This is a genomic window from Algorimicrobium algoritergicola, assembly GCF_008086165.1.
Lineage (GTDB): Bacteria > Bacteroidota > Bacteroidia > Flavobacteriales > Flavobacteriaceae > Algorimicrobium > Algorimicrobium algoritergicola.
In genome coordinates, this window is the sequence record NZ_VSKL01000001.1 from 1,018,121 (window position 1) to 1,044,191 (window position 26,071).

The 26,071-nt window shown below is 33.7% G+C and carries 24 protein-coding genes and 1 tRNA gene; 10 read left to right on the forward strand and 15 right to left on the reverse strand.

Going from position 1 to position 26,071, the window contains the following annotated elements; genetic code table 11:
* Window positions 1–15 precede the first annotated feature (15 nt).
* The 5 genes from ES675_RS04735 to ES675_RS04755 form a co-directional block, all read right to left on the reverse strand.
* Window positions 16–471, reverse strand: a complete 456-nt coding sequence (locus ES675_RS04735; protein WP_066248888.1) for a retropepsin-like aspartic protease — start codon at window positions 469–471, stop codon at window positions 16–18.
* On the reverse strand, window positions 449–3,085 hold the full coding sequence (locus ES675_RS04740) for a CHAT domain-containing protein (protein WP_082985863.1): 2,637 nt from the start codon (window positions 3,083–3,085) through the stop codon (window positions 449–451). The genes ES675_RS04735 and ES675_RS04740 overlap by 23 nt, the downstream gene beginning before the upstream one ends.
* A 26-nt stretch (window positions 3,086–3,111) precedes the next feature.
* A complete protein-coding gene (locus tag ES675_RS04745) occupies window positions 3,112–5,070 on the reverse strand; it encodes a DUF7849 domain-containing protein (protein ID WP_066248891.1) in 1,959 nt (652 codons plus the stop codon).
* Window positions 5,071–5,145: 75 nt separating this feature from the next.
* Window positions 5,146–6,171, reverse strand: coding sequence for a hypothetical protein (locus ES675_RS04750; RefSeq protein ID WP_066249081.1), 1,026 nt, complete (start codon window positions 6,169–6,171; stop codon window positions 5,146–5,148).
* 299 nt (window positions 6,172–6,470) lie between these two features.
* Entirely contained in the window at window positions 6,471–6,914 is a 444-nt protein-coding gene (locus ES675_RS04755; RefSeq protein ID WP_066248894.1) for a hypothetical protein, read from the reverse strand.
* Window positions 6,915–7,056: 142 nt separating this feature from the next.
* Here ES675_RS04755 and ES675_RS04760 point away from each other — a divergent pair, with 142 nt between their 5' ends.
* The 10 genes from ES675_RS04760 to ES675_RS04805 all read left to right on the forward strand — a co-directional run bounded on the left by ES675_RS04760 (window position 7,057) and on the right by ES675_RS04805 (window position 13,848).
* Entirely contained in the window at window positions 7,057–7,638 is a 582-nt protein-coding gene (locus ES675_RS04760) for an RNA polymerase sigma factor (protein ID WP_066248897.1), read from the forward strand.
* A 2-nt stretch (window positions 7,639–7,640) separates the two neighbouring features.
* The gene (locus ES675_RS04765) at window positions 7,641–8,378 is read left to right on the forward strand and encodes a tetratricopeptide repeat protein (protein WP_066248903.1); all 738 of its coding nucleotides are present in this window, start codon (window positions 7,641–7,643) and stop codon (window positions 8,376–8,378) included.
* A 90-nt stretch (window positions 8,379–8,468) separates the two neighbouring features.
* A complete protein-coding gene (locus tag ES675_RS04770) occupies window positions 8,469–9,236 on the forward strand; it encodes a TatD family hydrolase (RefSeq protein ID WP_066248906.1) in 768 nt (255 codons plus the stop codon).
* A gap of 2 nt (window positions 9,237–9,238) precedes the next feature.
* Window positions 9,239–10,270: an asparaginase gene (locus ES675_RS04775; RefSeq protein WP_066248907.1), complete on the forward strand. Its 1,032-nt coding sequence runs from the start codon at window positions 9,239–9,241 to the stop codon at window positions 10,268–10,270.
* 72 nt (window positions 10,271–10,342) lie between these two features.
* Window positions 10,343–10,430, forward strand: a tRNA-Ser gene (locus ES675_RS04780).
* A 225-nt stretch (window positions 10,431–10,655) separates the two neighbouring features.
* Window positions 10,656–11,432, forward strand: coding sequence for a MotA/TolQ/ExbB proton channel family protein (locus ES675_RS04785; RefSeq protein WP_066248908.1), 777 nt, complete (start codon window positions 10,656–10,658; stop codon window positions 11,430–11,432).
* 27 nt (window positions 11,433–11,459) lie between these two features.
* The gene (locus tag ES675_RS04790; RefSeq protein WP_066248915.1) at window positions 11,460–11,912 is read left to right on the forward strand and encodes a hypothetical protein; all 453 of its coding nucleotides are present in this window, start codon (window positions 11,460–11,462) and stop codon (window positions 11,910–11,912) included.
* A 2-nt stretch (window positions 11,913–11,914) separates the two neighbouring features.
* Window positions 11,915–12,550 carry an ExbD/TolR family protein gene (locus ES675_RS04795; protein WP_066248918.1) on the forward strand — a complete coding sequence of 212 codons (636 nt, stop codon included), beginning with the start codon at window positions 11,915–11,917 and terminating at the stop codon, window positions 12,548–12,550.
* A 16-nt stretch (window positions 12,551–12,566) separates the two neighbouring features.
* Window positions 12,567–13,049, forward strand: a complete 483-nt coding sequence (locus ES675_RS04800) for an ExbD/TolR family protein (RefSeq protein ID WP_066248921.1) — start codon at window positions 12,567–12,569, stop codon at window positions 13,047–13,049.
* A gap of 91 nt (window positions 13,050–13,140) precedes the next feature.
* A complete protein-coding gene (locus ES675_RS04805; RefSeq protein ID WP_066248926.1) occupies window positions 13,141–13,848 on the forward strand; it encodes a porin family protein in 708 nt (235 codons plus the stop codon).
* Here the strand turns inward: ES675_RS04805 and ES675_RS04810 are convergent.
* The 10 genes from ES675_RS04810 to ES675_RS04855 all read right to left on the reverse strand — a co-directional run bounded on the left by ES675_RS04810 (window position 13,843) and on the right by ES675_RS04855 (window position 25,431).
* On the reverse strand, window positions 13,843–14,448 hold the full coding sequence (locus tag ES675_RS04810) for a hypothetical protein (protein WP_066248929.1): 606 nt from the start codon (window positions 14,446–14,448) through the stop codon (window positions 13,843–13,845). The genes ES675_RS04805 and ES675_RS04810 overlap by 6 nt on opposite strands.
* The gene (gene rpoN, locus ES675_RS04815; RefSeq protein WP_066248933.1) at window positions 14,448–15,908 is read right to left on the reverse strand and encodes an RNA polymerase factor sigma-54; all 1,461 of its coding nucleotides are present in this window, start codon (window positions 15,906–15,908) and stop codon (window positions 14,448–14,450) included. The genes ES675_RS04810 and rpoN overlap by 1 nt, the downstream gene beginning before the upstream one ends.
* A 106-nt stretch (window positions 15,909–16,014) precedes the next feature.
* Window positions 16,015–17,448 (reverse strand): asparagine--tRNA ligase, encoded by a 1,434-nt coding sequence (gene asnS, locus ES675_RS04820; RefSeq protein ID WP_066248937.1) that lies wholly within the window; start codon window positions 17,446–17,448, stop codon window positions 16,015–16,017.
* An 81-nt stretch (window positions 17,449–17,529) separates the two neighbouring features.
* Complete coding sequence (locus tag ES675_RS04825) at window positions 17,530–19,956, reverse strand: efflux RND transporter permease subunit (RefSeq protein WP_066248943.1); 2,427 nt, start codon at window positions 19,954–19,956, stop codon at window positions 17,530–17,532.
* 59 nt (window positions 19,957–20,015) lie between these two features.
* The gene (locus tag ES675_RS04830) at window positions 20,016–21,245 is read right to left on the reverse strand and encodes a hypothetical protein (protein ID WP_231931260.1); all 1,230 of its coding nucleotides are present in this window, start codon (window positions 21,243–21,245) and stop codon (window positions 20,016–20,018) included.
* Window positions 21,246–21,351: 106 nt separating this feature from the next.
* Window positions 21,352–21,906, reverse strand: a complete 555-nt coding sequence (gene frr / locus ES675_RS04835) for a ribosome recycling factor (RefSeq protein WP_066248947.1) — start codon at window positions 21,904–21,906, stop codon at window positions 21,352–21,354.
* A 63-nt stretch (window positions 21,907–21,969) separates the two neighbouring features.
* Window positions 21,970–22,677, reverse strand: a complete 708-nt coding sequence (pyrH, locus tag ES675_RS04840) for a UMP kinase (protein WP_066248954.1) — start codon at window positions 22,675–22,677, stop codon at window positions 21,970–21,972.
* A 167-nt stretch (window positions 22,678–22,844) separates the two neighbouring features.
* Window positions 22,845–23,444: a DUF6705 family protein gene (locus ES675_RS04845; protein ID WP_066248957.1), complete on the reverse strand. Its 600-nt coding sequence runs from the start codon at window positions 23,442–23,444 to the stop codon at window positions 22,845–22,847.
* 94 nt (window positions 23,445–23,538) lie between these two features.
* Window positions 23,539–24,171 carry a DUF6705 family protein gene (locus tag ES675_RS04850; protein ID WP_066248961.1) on the reverse strand — a complete coding sequence of 211 codons (633 nt, stop codon included), beginning with the start codon at window positions 24,169–24,171 and terminating at the stop codon, window positions 23,539–23,541.
* Between the two features lie 12 nt (window positions 24,172–24,183).
* Window positions 24,184–25,431, reverse strand: coding sequence for a hypothetical protein (locus tag ES675_RS04855; protein WP_066248964.1), 1,248 nt, complete (start codon window positions 25,429–25,431; stop codon window positions 24,184–24,186).
* Between the last annotated feature and the right edge of the window lie 640 nt (window positions 25,432–26,071).

Below are 26,071 nucleotides of genomic sequence, written 5' to 3' on the forward strand. Positions count from 1 at the left end.
GAGTGAAGTTTTATCTTACAGTTTTAAATATAAATATTTCTTCTCATAATCAATTACGCCTTTCCCTTTTTTTAAAATATCGGCACCTATAATACCATCAACTGGTTGTGCATTATGATTGATTAATGCCGTGTTTACATGTGTTAAGTTAAATAAAATAAGAGGTACCTTATCTTGTTTCCATTTTCCAATTTTAATATGATTTTTTTTAGAAATCTGCGTCAACATATCAATTGCGCCAGCTCCTGCTGCCTTTACTTCAGAATCAATAACCTTTAGCTTAAAGGTTTCAATAGCTTCAAAACCCACACAAGAACTAGAAGCACCAGTATCTAAAATAAAATTACCTTTTATGCCATTGATAGTCGATTTTATTTCAAAGTGATTTGTCTTGGTTAACTTGAGTTTAATTTTTGTGTAGCCTTTTTCTAAAAGAAAGTCTTTAAGACTAGTTGCTGATTTTTCGCTCATTCGTTTTCCTTTTTCTGATTACCAAAAATACAATAATAAAAAATGCTAAAATGCCAATGATATAATAAACTATTTGGTCCTTTTCTGATGGTGGAACTAGATTGCCATAATACACAAAAGCACTCCAATAATAAGGCGATTTTTTAATGTTACTAATTGTATCATCGTTTAAATAATTTAATTTGGACTGCCTATTAGCGGTAAAGACAGAATTTGTTTCTTGAAGTGACTTGTAAAAAAACGACATCAATGTAGCTGTGGAAGCATCGTTAATTTGCCATAAAGAATACAGCACATTTTTAGCACCTGCATATTGAAAACCTCTGGCAATACTCATAGCACCTTCGCCTTTTTCAAGCTTGCCAATTCCAGTTTCACAGGCGCTTAAAACCACTAAATCTGGATGTATATTTAAGCTATACAATTCATTTAGCAGCATAGGTTCATCTGAAAATGCTAAACGTGCTGGATTGATGAAATCGCCACCAGAAGCATGTGTTGACAAGTGTAAAATACTATATTTTGATGCGTCATCAATAAACCGCTGTTTGGTAGCTTGCTGATGCATATAAAGTGAAGCATTGGTTTCTTTTTTTATGGCTTCGGCTTCTTGGATGGAATAGGTGAGTGGTTGATTCGTGTTTTCAAAAACAGGAAAAATGCCCAATAAATTTCTATTTTTAGAAGGTTTTTTTGGTTGTAAATAAAATGCCAAACTGGAATTATAAACAACAGCTTGTCGAGATACAATAAATGGCATGTCCTTAAAACTATTCGTTTCAGTTTGTTCAGTCAGTAAAGCTTCAAAAGGAATGAAATTGAGGATACCATCGGGAATAATGATGAGGTTTTTGGTTGGTGATACTTCACTTAAATTAAGCTGTTTATATAAGCCATGTGCTTGGTTAGTAAATGCTTCCATGTTATTATTAATAACAGAAGGATCATCAAACAAGTGAATAAATTCAGTTATGTCATTCGTATAAGTATTCGTTATTGGTGTTTTAATAAAAGCAGTATTTTCTTCGGAAAAGATAAAGTGATAAACAGCGCGCTGACCATAAAAATAAAGGATAAGGTTGGCTTTATCACGTTCTAAATGTTTGTGAATCTCCGAACTGTAAACCCGATTTTCAATTTGTGGATACCGATCTGAAATTGTTTTTTGAAGTTTTTTTAGTTGGACACTAATATCTAAAAGTTGGGTGTTTAGGCTGTCATTTTTAATAGTTTGGTAACCCAATTGTTTTTTAATCATTACAGCAGTTAGTTGCTCTTGTTCCTGCAAAAGTTCTTGCTCTTTAAGTAGTAAGGAATCGGTTGGATGTTCTTCTAAAAGTGTTTTCTTCTGAAACATATCTTTTAAAACCGAAGCTTTTTGCATTTCCGAATACTGCAAGGCACGTTCAAAAACTGCTAGATCAGATGATTTTTGATAAATTTTATAAAGTAACTCCATGCAATTCTCACTGCGTTTTCGGTTGGCAGATTGATTCGCGATTTTAGATTCTTGAGATGTTACATTTGTGGTGAGTAAACGCGAAACGTAAAAACTTAAATCATAATACTGAAGCGCTTTTTCTGGATCAGATTGTAGTCTGGCTAACAAATCGAAAATATCTATAAATGTGTTTTCGGCATATAAAGTGGCGTTAATAGGAATAGCCTTGCGTTCCAAATTTGGAAGTAATGTATGTAAAGCTACTTGTAATTGTTGATTTGCTTTGTCAAAATCGTTTAATAAATAGTGTAATTGCCCTTTTTCTAAACGGTTTTTTGCGAGCTCTCTGAAAGTCAGTGGATCTTTCTGTCTGTAAACTGTGGAAAGATTTAAATGTTTTAAAGCCACCTTATAATCACCTTTTTTTAAAGCTAATTCATAGGCCAAACGATTGGTGTTGTACTGCCCATCTTGATTTGAAAATATAACATCAATATCTAAATTGTAATTAGAAGAATTATTTATAGCTATAGAACTCGAAGCTTTTAAGGTGTTCAGTTTATTTTTCTGCGTTTGAGATATGTTAGGAATACCAGCAGTTTTCTTAATCAAATTTAAAACCGATTGATGCATGCCTCGCGTTTGATATAAAACCGAAAGATTAATAATACCCGAAATGTAATGTGTGCTATTTTTGCTTTTTCCCGCTAAAGCAACATATTGTTTAATGGTGTTTTCCGCATTGGTGTAATTGTTTGTTTTCGTATATAAATTACCCAATGGCTTTAAGCAATATTCCGTAATGTCGTAATCAGAAATAGTGTAAAGCTGATTTTTATTATAGCGTGTTCTTGCTGCTTCGTAATTTGAAATAGCATCTTGTAGTTGGTTGTTTTCGTTTAAATAATAGGCCTTATTACAAAGTAGAAATACATAGGCTAATCCCTCGTCTTTCGTAGAAATCTGATTTTTGAAAGTGGTTTCTTCCGTATTTAAAACTTGAAAGGATTGTTGGTTTTTATTAGCAATAAATGTTTCGGTTGCCGAATAAATGGCATCTTCTAAACTTTGAGCATGCACATGAATTTGAAACATTAAAAACATAGCAAAAACCCAAAATTTTGGAAGTGGTAACTGCTGCTTGTTCTTAAAATTTTGCAAATGTTGAAACATTAATTCCTATAAATTCTTGAATAATTCTAAAACTTCCAAATGGCGTATAATTGTAAATAGTTAAAATCGTCTTTGAAATTAATAATATATCGTGCGCCAATACTAGGGCCAATGCGGGCAAATCCTGCTGTAACATCTAACAACAAGCCTGCTTTAAAATTGGTAAAGGAATTGGATGCCTCGTTGGAAGTTGAGAAACTATTAATAACAAAATCATCGGTTCTACCTTCAAATTGTTCTACTAAAATAGCTTCAGTTTCTTTCTCGCTGATGGATATCATACCCTGTAAACCAGCACCAATTCCAATGTAATTATTAATATTATAGCGCATAAGTATAGGAATCTCCCAATCTACGTTTTGATAATTTGCGTTGGTAGTTGTGCGTTCTAAGTATTGGAAACCTTGAGGGCCGTCTACTATAGTTTCCGAAATTTGTGTGTCTGCCTCATAGTTATGAAAACTATTCAATAACTCCACTTGCCAATACCATCGATACGATTTGTAAGGCGAAATGGTAGCGCCCACAAAATAACTTTTAGAGTTTTTTAAACCGGAAAACGAATTATATCCTGCTTTGGCACCAATTGAAAGGCCAGGAACAAATCTGGTGGTGGAATAATTAGTTATAATGGGATCGTTTTTATCAAAAATAATGGCTGTTTTACTCTTGGTTTTTTGTTTGTGAAAATCTTTAGCAAACTTGATATTGTATTTTACGAAGCCTTTGGTAGAATCATATTCCTTTACGTTTTTTTGTTCGCTACCTGGTAAATATATATTCTTAAAAGTGAAAATGGCTTGCGTATCTGTAAACGTTGTATCCAAACAACTGTAGCGAACCTCTATATCTTTTGGGCAAATTTTACATTTAGGATACATATCTGTAACTTCAATGGTCGATTTGTCTAACATATCTGGAATATCCGTTTCCAGGCGAATGGTTCTAGCTGGACCTTCACCATTATTTTGAAATTTAATTTTATACTTTAACGTTTTAAATCGTACTAAACGGTAATTCATAAAGGTGCCATTGCTCGCCATTTTGTTGGGATCATGAGATGTTACAATCTCCATTTCCATATCCTTCACCTTATGATTATCATAATTAGAATCGGGAATATACACACCACGAATGGATATTATGGCGCTGGTATCTTTCAACATTTCTGGAGGTGTACTTAACGTAATAAAAACATTGCGTTCCTCATTAGGTTCCATATTATTAAACGCCAATTGTTGGGAGTTTCTATAATAGGATTTACTTTCTTCTAACGTGCGTGGTAAATTGGTTTTAATGGTGGAATCTTGTGGTTTGGCTTTTAGGTGATACAAACCATTTTCTGCTGAAGCCATTAAGGTTTCATCAGCATCATCAATTGTATTTGTAGAAGCAAAATCAGGAGAAACGAGTTGCTTTTCATTATGATAGGTTCTGGTTTCTAATAATTCAAAATTATCTGTTTTGTATGCTTTTTCATTATAGAACAAATACAGTTTCCCGCTAGCTTTATAATTCAGGTAGTTTTTATATCGCATAATTACCACCATATTTTCGTCTGGCATAGGTTCTCTGTTGCGTTCCAAAAGTAAATCCTCACTCATGGAGGCTTCATCTTGAAAATCGTTGCTAGTTTGAGAGACTGTTATTTTTTTAGGTCGTGTACTTGGTGGTTTTCCGGTATCATAATGATTGGTTGCCCAAAGTTTCACCTCATAATCACCAGGTTTTTTAAAGCTATGTTTTGGATTTTCTTCTTTGCTGTAAGTGCCATCATCAAACTCCCAATAATAAGAATAGAACGCTTTTGGCGCTCCTGCAATTTGTTCTAAAATAGGTGTTTCTGGTGTGAATTGTACAGCATTATCTTCCACACGATGCTTAATAGTTGCTAAACGCGGAATACTATCTGGAGTTTGGGTCTCTTGTGCAGAAAGCCAATGAAAACAACAGCTAAAAACGAAAAGTGTTAAACAGGTTCTCATAGTAAAATGGGTTAGGTACTTGCTAAAATACAAAAAGCGATGGTCATTATAACCATCGCTTTTCTCTAGGTTAAATTAAGGCAAATCATTAATCATAGATATCAAATCAGCTTCACTAGCTATGGCCGTTTCCATCATAGAAAACGTAATAACCTGATTGGCTGCAATAGTATATGGTTTTATGGCATATCTCCAAACACCTTCAACTTCTGTAACAAATATAACGTGACATTCTAATCCAATTGGAATTTCACCATAATGCTCACTAAATAATCCATTTGCGTACGTATCTAAAGCTGCTAGTCCAGATTCTTCACCATCATAAGATAAATAAATGGCACTATTTGTAAAGTTATAACCTATTGGTGCTTGGGCATAAATAGTCGTTTTTGGTCTAGGATCATTATAAAAACGATCAATATTTGTCCAACCAAAACTGTTTAAAAAAGCATAGTATAGACCACCTTCTGCAAAAACACCTTCTTGAGCGTCCACTTCTTCCTCTTCCCAGGTAAGATTGCCGTTTTCATCAATAACACCAGTCCATAAAATCATATCTGGGTCGTCAGATCCTGTTAAACTAGTTGGAACTTGTAATTGCATAGCACAAGATGTTTCTAAAGCCACGCCATTCTGAGTTGCTTCAAAGTAAAATTCGCCACCAGTAATTAACAAGGCTTTATTGCCATTATTCCGTAATCCCATGGTTGGTTTGTTAGTGGTTAACATGTTGCCTTTTTCAAATATTTCAACATATTCTAAATCTACTATTCCGGTAACAGGATTTCCATTTTTGGTTAAACATCCAGCATTAATAGAAATTGAAACACCATGTTCTGATGTTATTGAAATCATGCCATCGTCTGCATTGAATTGGAAGTTTTGAGTCATGTTACTCAAAGCTTCACTTCTAACATTCGCAAAATCTTGTCCAGATGGAATATCTAAAATAGAACTAGGAATTAATTCGTTATCGTCATTGGAAGTACAGCTTGATAACGTTAATAATGCAATGGCTGCTATACCAAAAAATGTTTTTACTTGTTTGCTCACGCTATTTAAAGTGTATAAATATTCGTGAATTTGATTTGTTGTTTTCATAATACATTGGGTTTTAAAATTGTTATTCATACTTATATAAACAGGACCTGTTTTTTGTTACCCTATTTTTTAAATTATTTTTGAAAGCTTATGTTTTACAGAGGTTTTCAGTTGAAATTTTAATTATAAAACTTTTTTTTAATGCCATGGATTAACGCCTATAAACAGATATCGTAATTATTTTTAAAGAAAATTTCTATCAATTAAAAGAGCCCTTCAAATGAATGAAAGGCTCTTTTTTTAGCTGAGTTGAAGTTCTCAGCTCCCTCAATTAATAGCATCTTTATATGTTTATGGTTTTATTCTATAACACCACTTATAATAACTGTTGAAGTAATAATGTCACCCGAAGCTACAAGCTTCATCATGTTGTGTGCATCTACTTCTGTAGATGAAAAACCCCTAGCGTATCCTTTAGTACTGGTAACTTCCCAGAAATAAAGTCGGTTATTGTTGTTGTTAGCTTGGTTTTGAAACATGTAATAGCTTTCTATTTTTTTATTTAAAACAACTTCTCCAGAACTTACTAAACCAATCATTTTGTTGGCATGTTCTAAATTTGGCGATGTTCCCGAATAGCTATTTTTAGTAGTTGTAACATTCCAATCGTAAACTTGAACTATTTTTTTTGCTGTAGCCGTTTCAATGGTAGTTTCTAAATTTAATACGATTTTGTTGTCAGTAGCATTCACTTGTAATATGGAAAAAGCTACCAGTGCGATAATTAAAATTGAATTTTTCATGACCTATAGTTTTAATGGATTAATATTTTATCAAGTTCTACTTGCAAGCTTTTTGTGCTTACAACCTTATATCAAAATCATTTTCAATTTGTTACCCTTACATTTGAAAGTTTTTTTACTTTAGTAGAAAATACAAGGGTTTATGAGCCAAAAAATAATTCATGAAGATCAAAAGTATATTGAAGGCTTGGTCCAAAACAATCCATTCATTATTCAATCTATATATGATACGTTTGCACCTAAAATCATTAATTATATTAAACTGAATAACGGTAATGAAGCCAATGCAAAAGATGTCATTCAAGAAACTATTATCACCATTTATAATCAAGCTATTGAAAAAGATTTAAAATTAACCTGTCCATTTGATGCCTATTTTTTCCTGCTTTGCAAACGCAAATGGCTCAATCAATTAAAAAAAACTGGTCATAAAGAGGTAACAATTAATGAAGAGGTGTTATCTAAAGATGATGATGCGCAAGAACTGACTTTTGAAACGACATTATTTGAACAGCAACATGAATTGTTTACCGTTATGTTTCAGAAATTGGGAAAAGGCTGTAAAGATTTATTAAAAGCTACTTTTAAAATTAAATCCATGGAGGAAGTAGCGGAAAGTTTGGGTGTAACCTATGCTTATGCTAGAAAAAAGAAATCTTTATGTATTGGTAAGCTTACCAAAATGGTTCAAGAATCGCCTCGTTTTAACAACTTAAAATCGTAACCATGAAAGACCAAGATTATATTTTATTTGAAGACTATCTCTCTGGAAACCTAGATGAAGAAAGTAAGCAGGCTTTTGAACAGCAACTAAAAACAGACCATATATATAATGAAGCATTTGAAACCTATAAAAATACATCCAAATTTGTAGAGAATCATTATAAAAATGGCGAACAAACGGATGCGTTTAAGAAGACATTAGAAACCGTTTCAAATAATTATTTTAAAGATACGGCAAGTTCAAAGTCCAAATTTAGACGCATAAACCCATGGTTTTACTCGGTAGCTGCCGCAGCTATTTTAATTATCGGGTTTTTTATTGGTCAGCAATTTTCGAGTCCTATTTATGATGATTATGCCAACTATGGCACTATTAGTCTAACGGTTAGAGGTGACCAAAATGAAACGCTTACGAAGGCAGAAACCGCTTTCAATAATCTTAATTATAAAGATGCTGAAACCTATTTTTCGGAGCTATTACAATCAGATCCTGATAATATAGAATTCCAACTGTATCAAGCCGTTTCATTGGTAGAATTGAATCACTACGAACAAGCAGATGCGCTTTTCAACGGAATTATGAAAACACCTTCCGTTTATAAACAAAAAGCGACATGGTATTTGGCCTTAAGTAAGCTGAAACAAAAAGATACAGAATCATGTATTCGGATATTAAAATCAATTCCTGAAGATGCTGAAGATTATGAACAAGCGCAAAAGCTATTAAACAAATTAGATTAGTAGAAAATGCAATCAGACACTTTTCCGAAGAAATAAAAATTATGAAGTAGAAAGTAATCACATTGGTGGTTACTTTTTTACTTTTGCAACATGATAGTTACCGATACACATACCCATTTATATAGTGATGCTTTTGATGACGATAGAAGCCAGATGATACAACGTGCTTTAGATTCAGGCGTTTCACGTTTTTTTATTCCAGCAATAGATTCATCTTACACCCAAGCCATGTTGCAATTGGAAACGGATTATCCAGATCACGTGTATTTAATGACAGGTTTGCATCCAACATCTGTTAAGGAAAACTATCCAGACGAATTAGCTCATGTTGAAGATTTACTGTCCAAGCGGTCCTTTTTCGCAATTGGTGAAATTGGCATTGATTTGTATTGGGATACGTCAACTTTGGATATTCAGAAGAAAGCGTTTAAACATCAAATTCAATTAGCCAAAAAACACAAATTACCAATTGTTATTCATTGTCGTGATGCGTTTGATGAAATTTTTGAAGTTCTTGAAACCGAAAAATCAGATGATTTATTTGGAATTTTTCATTGTTTCACAGGAACCTTAGAGCAAGCCCAACAAGCCATTTCTTATAATATGAAATTGGGAATAGGTGGTGTGGTAACATTCAAAAATGGAAAAATAGATCAATTTCTGAATCAAATCCCATTAAAACACATTGTTTTGGAAACCGATTCGCCTTACCTTGCTCCAAAACCTTTCCGTGGCAAACGCAATGAAAGTGGATACATTATAAAGGTGTTAGAAAAACTTTCGGAATTGTATGATGTGCCAAAGGCGGAAATTGCTGAAATAACAACCCAAAATTCAAAAGCCATTTTTAAGATATAAATATGGAAAACACGAGTCCAAAAATCCTTTTAATATATACAGGTGGTACCATTGGGATGATAAAAAACCCCAATACGGGCGCTTTAAAAACTTTCGACTTTAATAATCTGCTTAAACGGATTCCCGAATTAAAGCTGCTAACCTGCCATATTGAAACCATATCCTTTGATGATCCTATAGATTCATCTAATATGAGTCCAGAATACTGGGTGCAAATGGCAGAAATTATTGAAACTAATTACGATGCTTTTGATGGATTTGTATTGCTTCATGGGAGTGATACTATGAGTTATACAGCTTCAGCTTTGAGTTTCATGTTGGAAAATTTAGCAAAACCGGTAATTTTAACTGGATCGCAATTGCCTATAGGAGATTTACGGACAGATGCTAAAGAGAATTTAATTACATCCATACAGATGGCGTCCTTACAAGTGGGTAACAGATCTGTAATTAGAGAAGTCGGTTTGTATTTTGAATACAAATTATATAGAGGAAATAGAACAACGAAAATTAATGCCGAACATTTTGAAGCGTTTGAAAGTTTAAACTATCCGCATTTAGCAGAATCGGGTGTACATATTACTATTAATCACGATGCGCTTTTTGTTCCGAATGCTAGAAAAAAACTTCTGGTACATAAAAATTTTAATACCAATATTGCACTTATTAAACTGTTTCCAGGTATTTCTAAAGCCATTTTAGAAGGTGTTTTGAACAATCCTCATATTAAAGGTGTTGTTTTAGAAACCTATGGTGCAGGAAATGCATCAACTGAAGATTGGTTTGTACAATTAATAAAGGATACCATTAAAAAAGGCATTCAAGTTATTAATGTTACGCAGTGTTCCGGTGGAAGTGTTAATATGGGACAATATGAAACCAGTTCGCAGTTAAAAACAATTGGTGTTATTTCCGGAAAAGATATTACTACCGAAGCGGCAATTACCAAGTTGATGTACCTTTTAGGAGAGAAAATATCCAATAAAACCTTCAAAACGGTTTTCGAAACGGCTTTAAGAGGAGAAATGGCATAAAATTAACTTTCAAAATTTTTGCCTTTTAAAGATTTTTCGTTATTTGGCTGCCTGTAAAAGAAAACTTAAAACAGAGAGGTGGCCGAGCGGTCGAAGGCGCACGCCTGGAAAGCGTGTATACCTCAAAAGGGTATCGAGGGTTCGAATCCCTTCCTCTCTGCAAAAGTATTTTTGGTAACGATTTGAAATCCATATAATTATTGATAAACTAGAAGCAATAATGTTGTGAATTGTCAGGTAAAAATCATGATTTCTTTTGTTATTGTAGTGTTTTTAATGAGCAAGAACAAAACGGCTCTAATAACTCTGCAGTAATTTTAATTTTTTAATTACAATTTTTTTATATCTTTAACACTTTAACTAATAAAATTAAGAACAAGAACAAATGAAAAGACTATTTTCTATCCTCGCCATCATGTGTTTTGTGGCATTCGGAACAGCTAACGCAACTACAAGTGCAATTTCAAGTGCTAACACAGTTGTTACTTCAATTCAAGACGATGCCGCAGAAGATGATGCAGCAGAAGAGTCATTAGGATTTCACCAGGAATTAAAAAAACGTTTCATAGAAGGTGGTCCAGGGTTTATGGGAATCGTATTATTATGTTTAATTCTAGGTTTAGCAATCGCTATTGAAAGAATTATCTTTTTAAACCTTTCTTCAACAAACACTAAAAAATTAACTCAAGACGTAGAAGATGCATTACAATCAGGTGGTGTTGAAGCTGCAAAAGAGGTTTGTAGAAATACAAAAGGACCTGTTGCTTCCATTTTCTATCAAGGTTTAGATAGAACAGATGAAGGTTTAGAAGCTGCCGAAAAAGCTGTTATTGCTTATGGTGGTGTTCAAATGGGACAATTAGAGAAAAATGTTTCTTGGATTTCATTATTTATCGCATTGGCTCCTATGTTAGGATTCATGGGTACGGTAATTGGTATGATTTCTGCTTTTGATAAGATTGAAGCTGCAGGTGATATGAACCCTTCATTAGTAGCAGGTGGTATTAAGGTAGCACTTTTAACAACCGTATTCGGTTTAATTGTTGCTATTATTCTTCAAGTTTTTTACAATTACATCATCGCTAAAATTGACAGTATTGTTAATGATATGGAAGATGCGTCCATTACACTAATGGATTTATTGATTAGACACAAGAAGTAATAATTAACAGCAATAATTTTTTAAATTATGAATTTACACAAAATTTTAAAAATCTTGGCAGGAATCCTAGGGCTTCTAGGTATCATATTCCTGGTAAGAATAATATCTGAAGGTGATGAAGCGGTGAAAGCTGGAGCATTAAGTGGTGATACCACCATTGTAGATCCTTTAGCATATGTAGCTTATGCTATTATGTTTATTACGGTTCTATTTGTCGTGTTTTTTGTTTTAAAGAACCTATTCACCAATACAGCAACCCTTAAAAACACTTTAATAAGTGTTGGAATATTTGCAGCCATTTTAGTTGTTGCTTATGTAGTTTCTGGTGGTGATTCAACACCTTATTTTTATAATGGTGCAGAAGCAACATCTGGCGAATCGCAATTGGTTGGCGCTGGTTTAATAGCGTTTTATATACTAATAGCTTCAGCTGCGATAATTATGTTATTATCGGGCGTTAAAAAACTAACGAATAAATAATTATGGCAAAAAGAGCAGCACCAGAAGTTAATGCAGGCTCCATGGCCGACATTGCTTTCTTATTATTAATTTTCTTCTTGGTAACGACAACTATTGAGGTAGACTCTGGTCTAAACCGAAAGTTGCCTCCAATTGAAGAAACGGATCCACCTATTATTAAGGAAAGAAATATTTTTCAACTGACTGTAAACGCGAATAATGATTTATTATTAAAAGCTGCAGGAAGTGATGGAGATATATTAAAGCTTAAAGATTTACGTAAAACTGCTGTAGCTTTTTTGGATAATGGTGGTGGAACAGGTGAAGATGCCTGTAAATCCTGTAAAGGGAAACGTAATCCAGAATCTTCTGACAATTACCAGAAAGCCATTATTTCTTTGCAAAATAATAGAGGAACAAGTTATGAAACCTATATAGCCGTTCAAAATGAAATTATTGCAGCCTATAATGTGCTGCGTAATCGCGAATTTGAATTGAAATACCCTAATTTGGGTATTAACTTTGTAGAAGCAGATAAGGAGTATAGCGATGCCAGAACATCGCCTTCTAGAAAAGCACAGTTAAAAGATAAAATCGAAGATATCAAAAGTTTAATACCGCAGTTGTTTTCGGAAGCAGAACCAAAAAAGTCTAATTAGATAAACCATACTATTTATGTCTAAATTTAAAAAGAAAAAAGGAGGCGAAATGCCAGCAGTTAATACAGCGTCATTACCTGATATTGTATTTATGTTGTTATTCTTCTTTATGGTTGCTACGGTTATGCGTCAGAATACGTTAAAAATTCAAAACACATTACCACAGGCTGATCAAGTTGAAAAATTAGCTAAACGTAACCTGTTAATGTATATTTATGCTGGTAAACCAAGTAGTGCCTACAACTCTCAGTTTGGATCTGAAGCACGTATTCAGTTAAATGATAAATTTGCTGACGTTTCAGACATTCCTGCTTTTATAGCTGCCGAACGCGATAGTAAGCGTGAAGAGGAAATACCTTATCTAACTACTGTTTTAAGTGTAGATAGAGATACCAATATGGGTATTGTATCTGATGTTAAACAGAAACTACGTGAGGTAAACGCGCTTAAAATAAACTATAAGACGCGTAAAGGAAATCTCCTTACTACACCAAGATAATATTTACTTTTATTTATTATAATAAAAGGCGTTTTGAGAAATCTAAACGCCTTTTTTTGTAATTTAATGCCATCGTAGGTTTTAGTTGCACATGAAAAAAATTCTATTCTTTTCTGTTTTTATGGCTGTATTTCAAACGGTTTCTGCACAAGTTGAAGTACCTTATGATTCAATAACAAATGAGGTAGACAATAAATATCGTGAAGATCAATTTTATGCGGCTGTAACCTATAATTTATTGGGAAACAAACCTGATGGTGTTTCTCAAAGTGGTTTTTCCAGTGGCTTTCATTTTGGGTTTATTCGTGATTTTCCAGTTAATAAACGTCGTAATGTGGCCTTCGGAGTCGGCTTGGGCTTGTCTGCCAATTCCTTCAATCATAATTTTTTAATCACCAAAGATGCTACTGGTAATTTGGATTATTTTGTGTTAGATAAGAGTGATATTAATTACAGTAAAAATAAGTTTACCACCTATATGGTTGAGATGCCATTGCAATTGCGTTGGCGAACGTCTACGGCCGAAGAATATAAATTCTGGCGTATTTATACAGGTGTTAATGTAGGTTATGTATTATACAACTCCTCCAAGTTTCGAGGCGATTTAGGCACGATTAAAAACAGCCGTATTGATTCGTTTAACAATCTACAATACGGACTTACTATGAGTGCTGGTTATAATACCTGGAATATTTATGTGTATTACGGTTTGAACCCTATTTTCAATAATGCACGTGTTAATAATGAGTCGGTAGATATGAATGCCATTAAAGTGGGACTCATATTCTATATTTTATAACCAATAATTCACCAAAATTATCTGCGGAATAAGGCCAATAAATATGCCTGTAATTAATTCGGGATAGGTATGCGCCTTTAAATGTAGTCTAGATGTCGCTATGGCGCCCATTAATATGGCCATTAATGCCAATGTTCCATTAATATTTATACTGAAATGAATACTCAGGGCCAAGTAAAACATAAACACACCAGAGACAGCCATCATGTGAATACTAGCCTTAAACTTCAGGACAGCTAAAATTAAACAGCTTAAAGTGGATAGTAAAATCCCAACAAAAAAGTAGTACAATTCTATTATTTCATGACTGGGTAATACGCGGATAACAATTAGGAGGGTTATGATTGCATTTAAAACAAGTGGAAAAATACGTTCTTTTGTAGATTGTAAATAAATAGAATCCGTTTTGCCTAAAGACTTCAGTAAGAAATACAGTAAAATGGGTAATAAGATGGTGAGTATAAATAGGGAAACCACTTTGGCTTGAATGATTTCCATTGGTAAATATCTTGGTGATTTTGAAAAATAGAAAATCACGCCAAGCAATGGCATCACTATAGGATGGAAAATAAACGAAATACTTCTTAGTATAAAATTCATCAGATTTTCTTTCGTAATCTAGCCACAGGAATGTCTAATTGTTCACGGTATTTGGCAACGGTTCGCCTAGCAATTGGATAGCCTTTTTCTTTGAGTATTTTTGCTAAAGCGTCATCCGTCATAGGTTTTCGCTTGTTTTCTTCTTCGATAACCGTTTCTAATATTTTTTTTATTTCTCGAGTTGATACTTCTTCACCTTGATCGTTGGTCATAGATTCCGAAAAGAATTCCTTAATCAATTTTGTTCCATAAGGTGTATCCACATATTTACTGTTTGCTACACGAGAAACCGTAGAGACGTCCATTTCAATCTCATCAGCGATATCTTTCAATATCATAGGGCGTAATTTGCGCTCATCACCTGTTAAGAAGTACTCTTTTTGGTAATGCATAATAGAACTCATGGTAACAAATAACGTTTGCTGACGTTGTCTAATAGCTTCAATAAACCATTTGGCGGCATCTAGTTTTTGCTTGATAAACTGAACGGCATCTTTTTGAGATTTCGATTTCTCTTTACTTTCTTTATAACCTTGCATCATGTTGCTGTATTCTCGCGACACGTGTAATTCAGGTGCATTTCGGCCATTTAGTGTTAACTCTAGTTCGCCGTCCACAATACGAATGGCAAAATCGGGTACCACATGTTCCACTATGCGGTTATTTCCTGCGTAAGAACCTCCTGGTTTCGGATTCAAATGTTCAATCACGTGAATAGCGTCTTTTAGCTGCATTTCCGTAATATCAAATTTCTGAATCAGTTTTTTGTAGTGTTTTTTGGTGAATTGTTCAAAAGCATTGTCAATAATATCAATGGCCAATTCAACATCCGGATTTTTCTGTTTTCTATGCAATTGAATGCTTAAGCATTCTTGCAGATTGCGCGCACCAACACCTGCAGGATCTAATTGGTGTACAACTTTTAATACCGCTTCAATTTTATCTTCTGAGGTGTACACATTTTGTGTGAAGGCTAAATCGTCTGTAATATCTATTAATTCCCGTCGGATATAACCACTTTCATCAACACTTCCTACCAGAAATTCCGCTATTTCACGTTCTTCGTCATTTAAGCGAAAGGTGTTTAGCTGGTTCTTTAAATGTTGCGTAAAGGATGTTCCTGCGGCATACGGCATGGTCTTTTCCTCATCATCAGCACTATAATTATTAGCTTGTGTACGATAATCTGGAACTTCATCATCACTTAAATATTCATCAATATTAATATCCTCAGATTCTATTTTTTCGTTATCGTCATATTCATCTTGACTGTTATCAAAATCATCATCGTACTCATCTTCCAAAGACTCTTTCCCACTTTCAAGCGCTGGATTTTCTTCCAATTCTTGTTTTAGCCGTTGCTCAAAAGCTTGCGTCGGTAGCTGAATCAATTTCATTAATTGAATCTGCTGTGGCGAAAGCTTCTGTGATAATTTAAATTGTAAAAATTGCTTGAGCATGCGTGTGTTTTGGGTTTCTATAAAAATAAAAAAAACAATCTACATTATTGATTAACGCAGATTGTTTTATAAAATTATTTTTTTTCGTTTAATTGAAAGGTCTTAATTAAAACTCCGCATTTTGAGGTGTTCTTGGAAATGGAATCACGTCGCGAATGTTGCCCATTCCTGTTGCAAACATCACCAAACGCTCAAAACCTAAACCAAAACCGGAGTGTACAGCAGTTCCGTATTTTCGTAAATCTAAATACCACCATAATTCCTCTTCGTCAATATCTAACGCTTTCATTTTTTCTTTTAATACGTCCAAGCGTTCCTCACGTTGTGAACCACCAACCATTTCGCCAATTCCAGGAAATAAAATATCCATAGCGCGAACCGTTTTCCCATCTTCATTTAAACGCATATAGAATGCTTTAATGTTTGCAGGATAATCAAATAAAATAACAGGACACTTGAAGTGTTTTTCTACTAGGAATCGTTCGTGTTCACTTTGTAAATCAGCTCCCCATTCTTCAATGATATAGTTGAATTTCTTTTTCTTGTTAGGCTTACTATTTCTTAAAATATCAATAGCTTCGGTATAACTTACACGTTTGAAATTATTATCAACCACAAATTTAATTTTCTCAATAAGCGACATTTCCGAGCGCTCTGCTTGTGGTTTTGTTTTTTCTTCGTCTAAAAGACGTTGGTCTAAAAATTCTAAATCTTCTTTATTGTGTTCTAAAATATAGCTTAAAACAGATTTCATAAAATCTTCAGCTAAATCCATATTACCAGCCAAGTCCATAAAAGCGACTTCTGGTTCAATCATCCAGAATTCGGCTAAATGGCGAGACGTATTGGAGTTTTCAGCTCTAAAAGTTGGCCCAAATGTATACACTTTACCTAAAGACATGGCATAGGTTTCAGCTTCTAACTGACCAGAAACCGTTAAATTGGTTTCTTTACCAAAGAAATCTTTTGAGTAATCTACTTTTCCATTTTCCGTTAATGGTGGATTTTTAGGATCTAATCCAGTTACACGAAACATTTCGCCAGCACCTTCGGCATCACTACCTGTGATAATTGGTGTGTGCATATAGTAAAAGCCATTTTCATTGAAATACTTATGAATGGCAAATGATAAAGATGAACGCAATCGCATAACGGCACTAAACGTATTTGTTCTGGTGCGTAAATGCGCGTTTTCTCTTAAAAATTCGAAAGAGTGTTTTTTAGGTTGAATTGGGTAGCTTTCCGGATCCGAATCGCCTAAAATTTCAATTTTTTTCACTTGAATTTCTAAACTCTGACCTTGTCCTTGACTTTCCGTTAATTCTCCCGTAATGGAAACAGCAGCGCCTGTTGTAATGCGCTTTAATGTCGTTTCATCAGTTTCTTCAAAATTAACAACACATTGGATATTATTTAATGTTGAGCCATCATTTAAGGCTATAAATCGTTTGGATCGGAAACTTCTTACCCATCCTTTAATAGTAACTTCTTGAAGGGTATTTCCTTTTTTTAATAATTCAGCAACGGTTTGCATTTTCATTTTTATAAAAAATTAGAGGGTACAAAGATACTAGTTTCACAAGTCAAAAATCAAATGCAATTTTTGAAATTGTTTCGCTATTTATTTTAAGTCAGAAGATTTTTTTTCGATGGCATCTTCTTCATCATCATAATCATCATCTGGAATAATATTGATACTTGGTTCTTTTAAATCTTCTTTATTGGCAATACTTCGTTCTAGGGATAATAATAGGGACGGTAATAATAACAAGTTGGATAGCATGGCAAATAATAAAGTTGCAGATACTAGTGCGCCTAATGCAACAGTTCCACCAAAACTAGAAACGGTAAATACGGAGAACCCGAAAAATAATACAATGGAGGTGTAAAACATACTCACACCGGCTTCGCGTAAAGCGGCATAAACGGATTTCTTAATTTTCCAGTTATTAGCTTGAAGTTCTTGTCTGTATTTTGCCAAAAAGTGAATGGTATCATCCACCGAAATACCAAAAGCAATACTAAAAACTAAAATGGTAGATGGTTTTATTGGAACACCTAAATAACCCATTAATCCAGCAGTAATCACTAAAGGCAGGAGGTTTGGGATTAATGATACGATAATCATTTTAAAGGATCGGAACATATATGCCATTAAAAGCGAAATCAATAAAATGGCTAATGACAGTGAAATAGCTAAATTTTTAACCAAAAACTTGGTTCCTTTCAAGAAAACAAGTGCTTTCCCGGTTATGGTAACTTCATATTTTTCTTTCGGGAATGTTTTGTTTATTTCCGTTTGAAGATTTTCCTCAATACGCTCCATTTTATCCGTGCCAATGTCCTTCATAAAGGTTGTGATACGTGCGTATTGACCTGTACTATCTACAAAACTTTTTAATAAATTAACATTGGATGACGAATTCTTTATATAGGATGAAATAAATAAATTTTCCTGACTAGTTGGTAATTGATAATATTTAGGGTTTCCATTTGTATAGGCTTGTTTAGCATATTTTGCAAGCCCTACAATTGAAATTGGTTTTGATAATTCAGGTGTTTCCAGGATGAGCTGTTCTAATTCATCCATACGTTTTAGCGTGGCCAATTTAGTAGCGCCTTTTTTACGTTTGGTATCCACTAAAATTTCTAAAGGCATAATGCCACTAAATTCTTCTTCAAAAAAGCGAATATCTTCGAAGAATTCGGCTTCCTTGGACATGTCTTCAATCAGACTACCAGAAATTTTTATCTGATAAATTCCAATCATACTTACAACGAGTAATACAATGGCTGTAATGTAAATGGTAATGCGACGTTCTCTTACCATGCGCTCCATCCAATTTACAAAACCACCAATCCAACGTTTGTTTAAATGTTCTAAATGTCTATCTTTTGGATAAGGTAGAAAGGTGTAAATGATAGGAATTATAAGAAGGCATAAAATAAATATGGCCAAAATACTTAAGGACGCCACGATACCAAATTCTTTTAATAAGGTGCTTTCTGTTAAGATAAATGTGGCAAATCCAGATGCCGTTGTTAAGTTAGTTAATAACGTAGCATTTCCAACTTTAGTAATTACACGTTGAAGCGACCGGACTTTATTTCCATGCAGTTTAACTTCAAGTTGATATTTGTTAATTAAGAAAATACAGTTCGGAATCCCGATAACGATAATTAAAGGCGGAATTAAAGCTGTTAAAACCGTAATCTCATAATTCAGGAGTCCAATGATACCAAAGGTCCACATGACACCTAAACAAACCACGAGCATGGATATAAGCGTAGCTCTAAAGGATCTGAAAAACAAAAAGAAGATAAACGACGTCACCAAAAGCGCACCAGCAATAAAAATACCGATTTCGTCTACAATGTTTTGGGCATTTAAGGTACGTACATATGGCATACCAGAAACCCGAACGTCCATATTGGTTTTTTCCTCAAACTCTTTAATTATGGGAATTAACTCATCAAAAACAAAATCCTTACGAGCTGCTGTATTTACAATGGCTTTATTCATGTAAATAGCCGTTCTGATTGTTTTAGTTTCTTTATTAAATAAGAAATTATCGTAGAATGGATATTGGTTAAAGAGCTCGTTTTGTAATGTATCAATTTGTGATAACGAACGGATTGAGTCTTTAATAAACGGTTCTAATACAAAACGTTCATTGACATCATCTTTAACAAGCTTCTGTAAATCTTTTAAAGAAATTACAGCATCAACCGCTTCAAAGGTTTTAAAACGATCGGATAAATCGTTCCAAGCGTTCATGTTTTCAACCGTAAATAAAGTTGAATCTTTAATACCTAGAACAATTAAGTTACCTTCTTCACCAAAAATATCAAGAAAGTTTTGGTAAACAACATTTACCTCATGATCATCTGGTAGCAGGTTGGCCTCTGTATAAGTAAAACGCATGTTTTTCCACTGCAGGCTAAAAAAGATAGTAACTGCAAGGATACTTATAAGAATACCAATTTTGTTCCGCAAAATAAGTCGCGCAACAACATCCCAGAAATTTTTTGAAAATAATTTAAACATACGCTATTAAAAACAGGCGCAAAGGTAAGGAAAAGCGATGTATTACAGATGATATTGCTTTATAATGTCACGTTAAAAGTGAACTTTACAGCAATATTGTCTTCAAATTCAGGTAAATGGTAGCCACCATAGCGATAGGTACCACTTAAACCAAAACCAAAAAGGAGTTTATTAATTTCAAAACCGGACTCCGTATACCCTTTATTTAAGGTGCCGAAGGTGATACCTTGGTGCTTATCAATATTATTCATATTTCCAATGGCGAATCGAGATATTAAAACCAATTGTGGCTTAAAGCGACTAGCAATTTGGAAGGGTTTGAAATAATGGCGGAATTGAACGGTTGTAAACCTATCTGAAAAGAATTCGTTAAAAAACATGGTTTCAAAACTATCAATACCAGCAACTGAAAATCGCTGTAAAATAGTTTCTTTATTAATGTTGTTTGGGTAGGCGTGATATAAATGAGATAATGGCGCATTACCATTTGCATATCCTGCGGTTAGTACAAATCGCGTAAAGGATTCCGGCTGGTGTTTTATTTCATAAAGCGTTCGAAAATCAATTTTCGAAAAATTTAATTCACTTTTAAAAACACCACTAATAGCTTGCGTAAATTGAAGCGAAAATTTAGGGAAACCTACTGTTGTTTCTCTAAGGCGGTTTTTTACTAATTTGTACTCGCTAAACGGGTTGTATTGAAACGATACAATAGCGGTACTTAAATTAAATTCGGAATAAGTTTTGCCACCATCCAAATATTGATAATTATATGTTGGATTGATGTTGCTGACCGCAAATTGTAATTCCGAAAGGATTTTTGGTGTTAATGCATGTTCAATGGAAACGGATTGTTTTATGAATTTATAGAATAAATCTATATTTAACAATCGGGGTTCAAAAAAACTAAAGAAACGCTTATCTGTTAGAAATTTGGAGCTACCTGTTTCTTGCAAATCATCGGTATAATTAACATTCAACCATGTTTGACCATTAGATGTTAGGCGCACACTACCACCAACACCGTATTTAAAGCGGTTATCACGAAATCCATAAGCTACATAGCTACGCACGCGATATTTTTCAGAGAATCCATCGTTTGTTGCGCCTCCAAAACCAGTTCGGAACCCTTCGTATTGATTATATTTTATAAGGTAACGTAGATCTATATCAAAGTACTTGGTTGGAAAAAAACCATTACCAAGTTGCCTTAATAAATCTCTTTTTTTTAAGGAATCTTGCTGAACAGCAACCGTGTCTTTAGATACAATAGGTGTTTGAGACTGCACACGCAAAACACATAGAACACATAAAACAGTTAGAAAATATTTCCACATGAATAGTTGGCACGTTAATTCTATTAAAAAAGCGACTTTTTAATGTCGCTTTTTAAATTTAAACAGTCATTATTTCTTTCTCCTTAACATCAAAAATACTGTCTATTTTCAGAACGTATTTATCGGTCATTTTTTGAATATCCATTTCAGCATTTTTCTGAAGATCTTCAGAGGCATCCTCTAGACTTTTAATGTCTGTATTGGCATCTTTTCTAGCACTTCTAATACTTACTTTAGCGTCTTCTGTTTCAGATTTAGCTTGCTTGGCTAGATTAATTCGGCGTTCTTCCGTTAATGGTGGAACGTTTATAATAATCGTATCGCCATTATTCATTGGGTTAAAACCCAAATTAGCATGCATTATACCACGTTCAATTTCTTGAAGCATATTTTTTTCCCATGGCTGAACGGTAATCGTTCTACCATCTGGTGTGTTTACATTTGCCACTTGACTTAAAGGTGTTTGAGATCCGTAATAATCTACCATAACACTACCAAGCATAGCTGGGCTTGCTTTACCAGCTCTAATGTTTACTAATTGTTTTTCTAAATGCCTAATTCCGGCTTCCATTGATTCCTTTGCCGAGTCTAATATAAATTGAATGTCTTCCATCTGTAAAGAATTTTATAAGTTTTAAGCTTGATTCAAAAAACAAGCCAAACAGTAAATGTAATATTATAAATTAACTTTTGTTCCAATATTTTCGCCAGAAACCACTTTTAAAAGGTTGCCTTTTTTGTTCATATCAAAAACAATAATTGGCAATTCGTTTTCCTGACTTAAGGTAAAAGCGGTTGTATCCATAACCTTTAATCCCTTTCGTAATACATCATCAAACGTAATATGGTCGAATTTAATGGCTTTGGAATCTTTTTCCGGATCTGCTGTGTAAATACCATCTACACGTGTGCCTTTTAAAATAACATCCGCTTCAATTTCAATAGCTCTTAAAACGGCTGCTGAATCGGTAGTAAAATACGGATTTCCGGTTCCACCGCCAAAAATAACAACGCGACCTTTTTCTAAATGACGCATGGCTTTTCTACGAATAAAAGGTTCTGCAACTTGCTCAATATGAATAGCTGTTTGCAAGCGTGTTGGTACATCTGCATTTTCCAGAGCACTCTGTAATGCTAAACCGTTTATAACCGTTGCTAACATACCCATGTGGTCACCTTGAACACGATCCATACCATTGCTAGCACCTGCAACACCTCTAAAAATATTTCCACCACCAATAACAATGGCAACTTCTATACCTTTTTCTGTAATTTCTTTTATGTCATTAGCATATTCTGATAAACGTGCTGGATCAATACCATATTGACGATTACCCATTAATGCTTCTCCAGATAATTTTAAAAGAATTCTTTTGTATTTCATGTGCTGTTTTAGATATATGCGCTTCTCACGATTATGGGAATTGCGGTTTTGCAAAGCTACATAATTTTTTTATTTTTTGAATTGCGAAATTTTAGAGGAATTTATAAAAAACCTCCCAAGATTTTTGGAAGGTTAATTGGTGTCTGAAGATGTATTGAAGCACAATTTTATTGTCTTACCAAAACGTAGTCTCCATAAGGCACTCTTGGTTCTGTTGGCGCACCTTCTGGTATTGCTCTTGTACCTATACTAACTAGCTTTGCTTCTATTTTTTCTATACCATTATCTTCAATATACCTAATTGCTAAATAACTACTTAAATATTTTCTGTTTGGATCTGGATCATCGAAAAACATTAAAACTCGCCTTTCTATTGGAGTACATGCTGAACAACTTGGCCTATTGTTTTTATTTATTATTTCATTTCCTGCTATACTATGGTAATATGGGTCTGCAATATTTAAATCTAGTAAAGTATTTACAATTTCTCTCCCATTCACTGTGTAACTATATTCGCCTATTAGTAAATCTTCATACCATTCATCGTTATAAACTTGTACTTTTTTTTGAAAAATAACAGTTAGAGAGGTGTTACCGTTAGTATATACCCATGTGCCTACAAACTTATCTAGCTCATTTTCAGTGTCTTTATAATAAGCGCCATTTACAAATTCATTCTGATTATCTAAAGGAATAATTGGACTTTGTGCCTTACAAGAAACTATTGAAAAAACAAATACGAGTATAATATAAATTGGTGTTTTCATAGTTTGAAGATGTAGACTTGGGTTTCAGTGTAAGATAACAGTAATTTTTGAAAACAAAAAAGCCTCTCAAATGCATGAGAGGCTTTAAAATTATTTATTGTTTTATCATAACATATTTGCCATAAGGTATTCTGCTATTTGTTGGTGAGCCTTCCGGTATTATAGAATAACTACCGGTTATAACTGCTTTTAAATCGTTAACGTTATTGTTTTGAGTATTAGGTATGGTTCTTAAAACCAGTCTACATTTCAAATAATCTCTGCCAGGATCATAAAAAGCCAAGAAAATACTGCGCTCGTTCGGCCCGCAATTTTCACAGTTTGGTAAATATTGAGACGGGTCTATTGCATTACCAAAAATTAAATGTTCAGATATATCGGCAGGATTACTATCTATATTTGTTAAGGTATTAACTAATTCATTCCCATTAGAATCTTTGTAAAGATATTCTCCATATAGATAATCTGCATAAAAGGCAGGAATATTGCCTAAACCATTATAAAAATATTGTTCTTTTTTTCTAATAATAATTCTTAATTTTTCACTCCCGTTGTTATATTCCCACGTTCCAATAAACCTATCAAAATCGTTATCAGTATCTTTATAATAAGCATTCGCGGTTTGAGCATAGCCAGGGCCGTCATATAATGATATTATAGGACTTTGAGCCTTACAAGAAACTATTGAGCAAATAAATAAGAGTACACTATAAATTGGTGTTTTCATAATTTTTAAATTTTAATTACAGTTTGTTGGTGTTATGTTGCCATTGGTATCTAATGACAATTTTTGCCAAGTTGCATTTTGGCTTAACATATCGTTTGTATTCGCTTTATAAAGTGCAATGCCAAAATCGTTAGTTTCGCTTACAAATTTCAGAAAGGCTTTTGCCAGTTCCTCTTGGTCAGCGTCTGCTGGATTGGGCTTTCTATTTCCATAAGCGTCTCTATTAGCATCTTTGAAAACCCTATCTAATTGCATTTGGAATGCTTCTTCTGTTGTTTCATCAACAAAATATTGCTGAATTGAAGCTAGTTTATCTATATCTTCAATTTTAATAGCATAGGTATGGTCTCTTACGGTCATGAAGATAGTAAACAAGGAGTTGTCAAATTGATAATTAGGCAATAAGCTTGGGTTAAAATTATTAGCATATCTAAACAAGGTGTGAATATCACCATGACCAAACATTTCAAATTTACCAATAAAATGGTTATGCAAAAAGGCAAAGCTAAACGGGTTTTGACCAGCGCTTACTTCACTATAACTCACTGGTGGTTTAGGAATAACAGCAAAGTTTGGAAAATTTGCCCTAATATCTAGAGAGAATCCTGTTTCTGCATTTTGAGAAAGATTGTTATTTAAAGTATTGAAAGCACTTGCGGTATAAGTAGAATTTCCAATGCGGTTGAGTTCATCACAATTTTTTTGGTCTGGACTATTATTATCTCCGTTATCCATTGGAGGCTCTAATTCAGGACAAAACTTACAAGTAACAGGCGTTGTTGATCCACCTTGATTACCGCCTCCATGATTGGGATTACCATTTGGATTTGTTGGGTTATAATCTGGAGGATTTCCGCCATTGCTTGGACCACCACCTCCGTCACCACAAGGCACTAAAGTAGGTAAAAGAACGTAACCGCCATTTGTAGCCATATCGGTTGTGCCCCAATAATCACATTCATTTCCTTGAGCAAAAGTGTGTTTTGTACTCCGACATCTGGTTCCTGACTGATAAGTCCATAAATCTTCGTAACACGCACCATTATAATAGTATTTACCGAATATATCACCAACTAATTCATCTGCATTAAGTTCAATATATGTTATCTTATTTTCAACGTTTATTTGTTGCCTAAAATTAAGGGCTGTTATATCTTCAGGGGTAAATTCGTATTGAACTAAAAAGGCTGTATAGGTGCTGTCTGCTTGCTCAATTAACCAAAGGTTTTCTAAATAACCATTATCTTCCTCTCTGTACACAGGAAATGTGTAGGTGTATTTTGTACCATCAAAGATTTCTTTACAATAGTCTGTATTGATGGTGAATCCATTTTCTTCACTATAAACTTCGCGACCATTAATGAACGTTGCTTTGGTTGAGACTTTTAGTTTTGTTTTAATTTTATCTAGCTTTGGTTAGTAAACGCTTCTTTTTTAGAATTTTATCCGTTCGTAAAGTGGTTATTTTAACATTAGACTCTGTTAAAGAATTTTTGTTTTCCTGATTACTAAAATCATCTTTCTGACAATTAACCAGTAATAGTTAAATTCCAAAGAGTAATAAAAAGAATTTCAAATGTGTTTTCAGTTTGTATTTTTTCATTCGTACAATCTTGTTTTAAAGTTAGTAAAATTGTTTGCAGTTATGGCATAACCTATCCATCCGCTAAAAGCGATGTGATTAGGTTTAATGTCAAAACCTAGAAGTTTTAACTTTAGAAATTTTGTAGAAGTTTTATTTTAGAAGTTTTATGCTATTTGCCAAGTTATAGAGGGAATAAATAACTGACGTCAGTTTTGGTGATATATCCTGTTTTAAATAACTGATTCAGACTTCTAAAACTTCATCAAGTTATTTTCAACATGTTAAACATAAAAAAAAAAAAATGATTTACACAAG

Excerpts from the sequence above, each read along its gene's own strand:
- ES675_RS04735 (WP_066248888.1), bottom strand. The coding sequence starts at position 471 with ATGAGCGAAAAATCAGCAACTAGTCTTAAAGACTTTCTTTTAGAAAAA.
- ES675_RS04740 (WP_082985863.1), bottom strand. The coding sequence starts at position 3,085 with ATGTTTCAACATTTGCAAAATTTTAAGAACAAGCAGCAGTTACCACTT.
- ES675_RS04745 (WP_066248891.1), bottom strand. The coding sequence starts at position 5,070 with ATGAGAACCTGTTTAACACTTTTCGTTTTTAGCTGTTGTTTTCATTGG.
- ES675_RS04750 (WP_066249081.1), bottom strand. The coding sequence starts at position 6,171 with ATGAAAACAACAAATCAAATTCACGAATATTTATACACTTTAAATAGC.
- ES675_RS04755 (WP_066248894.1), bottom strand. The coding sequence starts at position 6,914 with ATGAAAAATTCAATTTTAATTATCGCACTGGTAGCTTTTTCCATATTA.
- ES675_RS04760 (WP_066248897.1), top strand. The coding sequence starts at position 7,057 with ATGAGCCAAAAAATAATTCATGAAGATCAAAAGTATATTGAAGGCTTG.
- ES675_RS04765 (WP_066248903.1), top strand. The coding sequence starts at position 7,641 with ATGAAAGACCAAGATTATATTTTATTTGAAGACTATCTCTCTGGAAAC.
- ES675_RS04770 (WP_066248906.1), top strand. The coding sequence starts at position 8,469 with ATGATAGTTACCGATACACATACCCATTTATATAGTGATGCTTTTGAT.
- ES675_RS04775 (WP_066248907.1), top strand. The coding sequence starts at position 9,239 with ATGGAAAACACGAGTCCAAAAATCCTTTTAATATATACAGGTGGTACC.
- ES675_RS04785 (WP_066248908.1), top strand. The coding sequence starts at position 10,656 with ATGAAAAGACTATTTTCTATCCTCGCCATCATGTGTTTTGTGGCATTC.
- ES675_RS04790 (WP_066248915.1), top strand. The coding sequence starts at position 11,460 with ATGAATTTACACAAAATTTTAAAAATCTTGGCAGGAATCCTAGGGCTT.
- ES675_RS04795 (WP_066248918.1), top strand. The coding sequence starts at position 11,915 with ATGGCAAAAAGAGCAGCACCAGAAGTTAATGCAGGCTCCATGGCCGAC.
- ES675_RS04800 (WP_066248921.1), top strand. The coding sequence starts at position 12,567 with ATGTCTAAATTTAAAAAGAAAAAAGGAGGCGAAATGCCAGCAGTTAAT.
- ES675_RS04805 (WP_066248926.1), top strand. The coding sequence starts at position 13,141 with ATGAAAAAAATTCTATTCTTTTCTGTTTTTATGGCTGTATTTCAAACG.
- ES675_RS04810 (WP_066248929.1), bottom strand. The coding sequence starts at position 14,448 with ATGAATTTTATACTAAGAAGTATTTCGTTTATTTTCCATCCTATAGTG.
- rpoN (WP_066248933.1), bottom strand. The coding sequence starts at position 15,908 with ATGCTCAAGCAATTTTTACAATTTAAATTATCACAGAAGCTTTCGCCA.
- asnS (WP_066248937.1), bottom strand. The coding sequence starts at position 17,448 with ATGAAAATGCAAACCGTTGCTGAATTATTAAAAAAAGGAAATACCCTT.
- ES675_RS04825 (WP_066248943.1), bottom strand. The coding sequence starts at position 19,956 with ATGTTTAAATTATTTTCAAAAAATTTCTGGGATGTTGTTGCGCGACTT.
- frr (WP_066248947.1), bottom strand. The coding sequence starts at position 21,906 with ATGGAAGACATTCAATTTATATTAGACTCGGCAAAGGAATCAATGGAA.
- pyrH (WP_066248954.1), bottom strand. The coding sequence starts at position 22,677 with ATGAAATACAAAAGAATTCTTTTAAAATTATCTGGAGAAGCATTAATG.
- ES675_RS04845 (WP_066248957.1), bottom strand. The coding sequence starts at position 23,444 with ATGAAAACACCAATTTATATTATACTCGTATTTGTTTTTTCAATAGTT.
- ES675_RS04850 (WP_066248961.1), bottom strand. The coding sequence starts at position 24,171 with ATGAAAACACCAATTTATAGTGTACTCTTATTTATTTGCTCAATAGTT.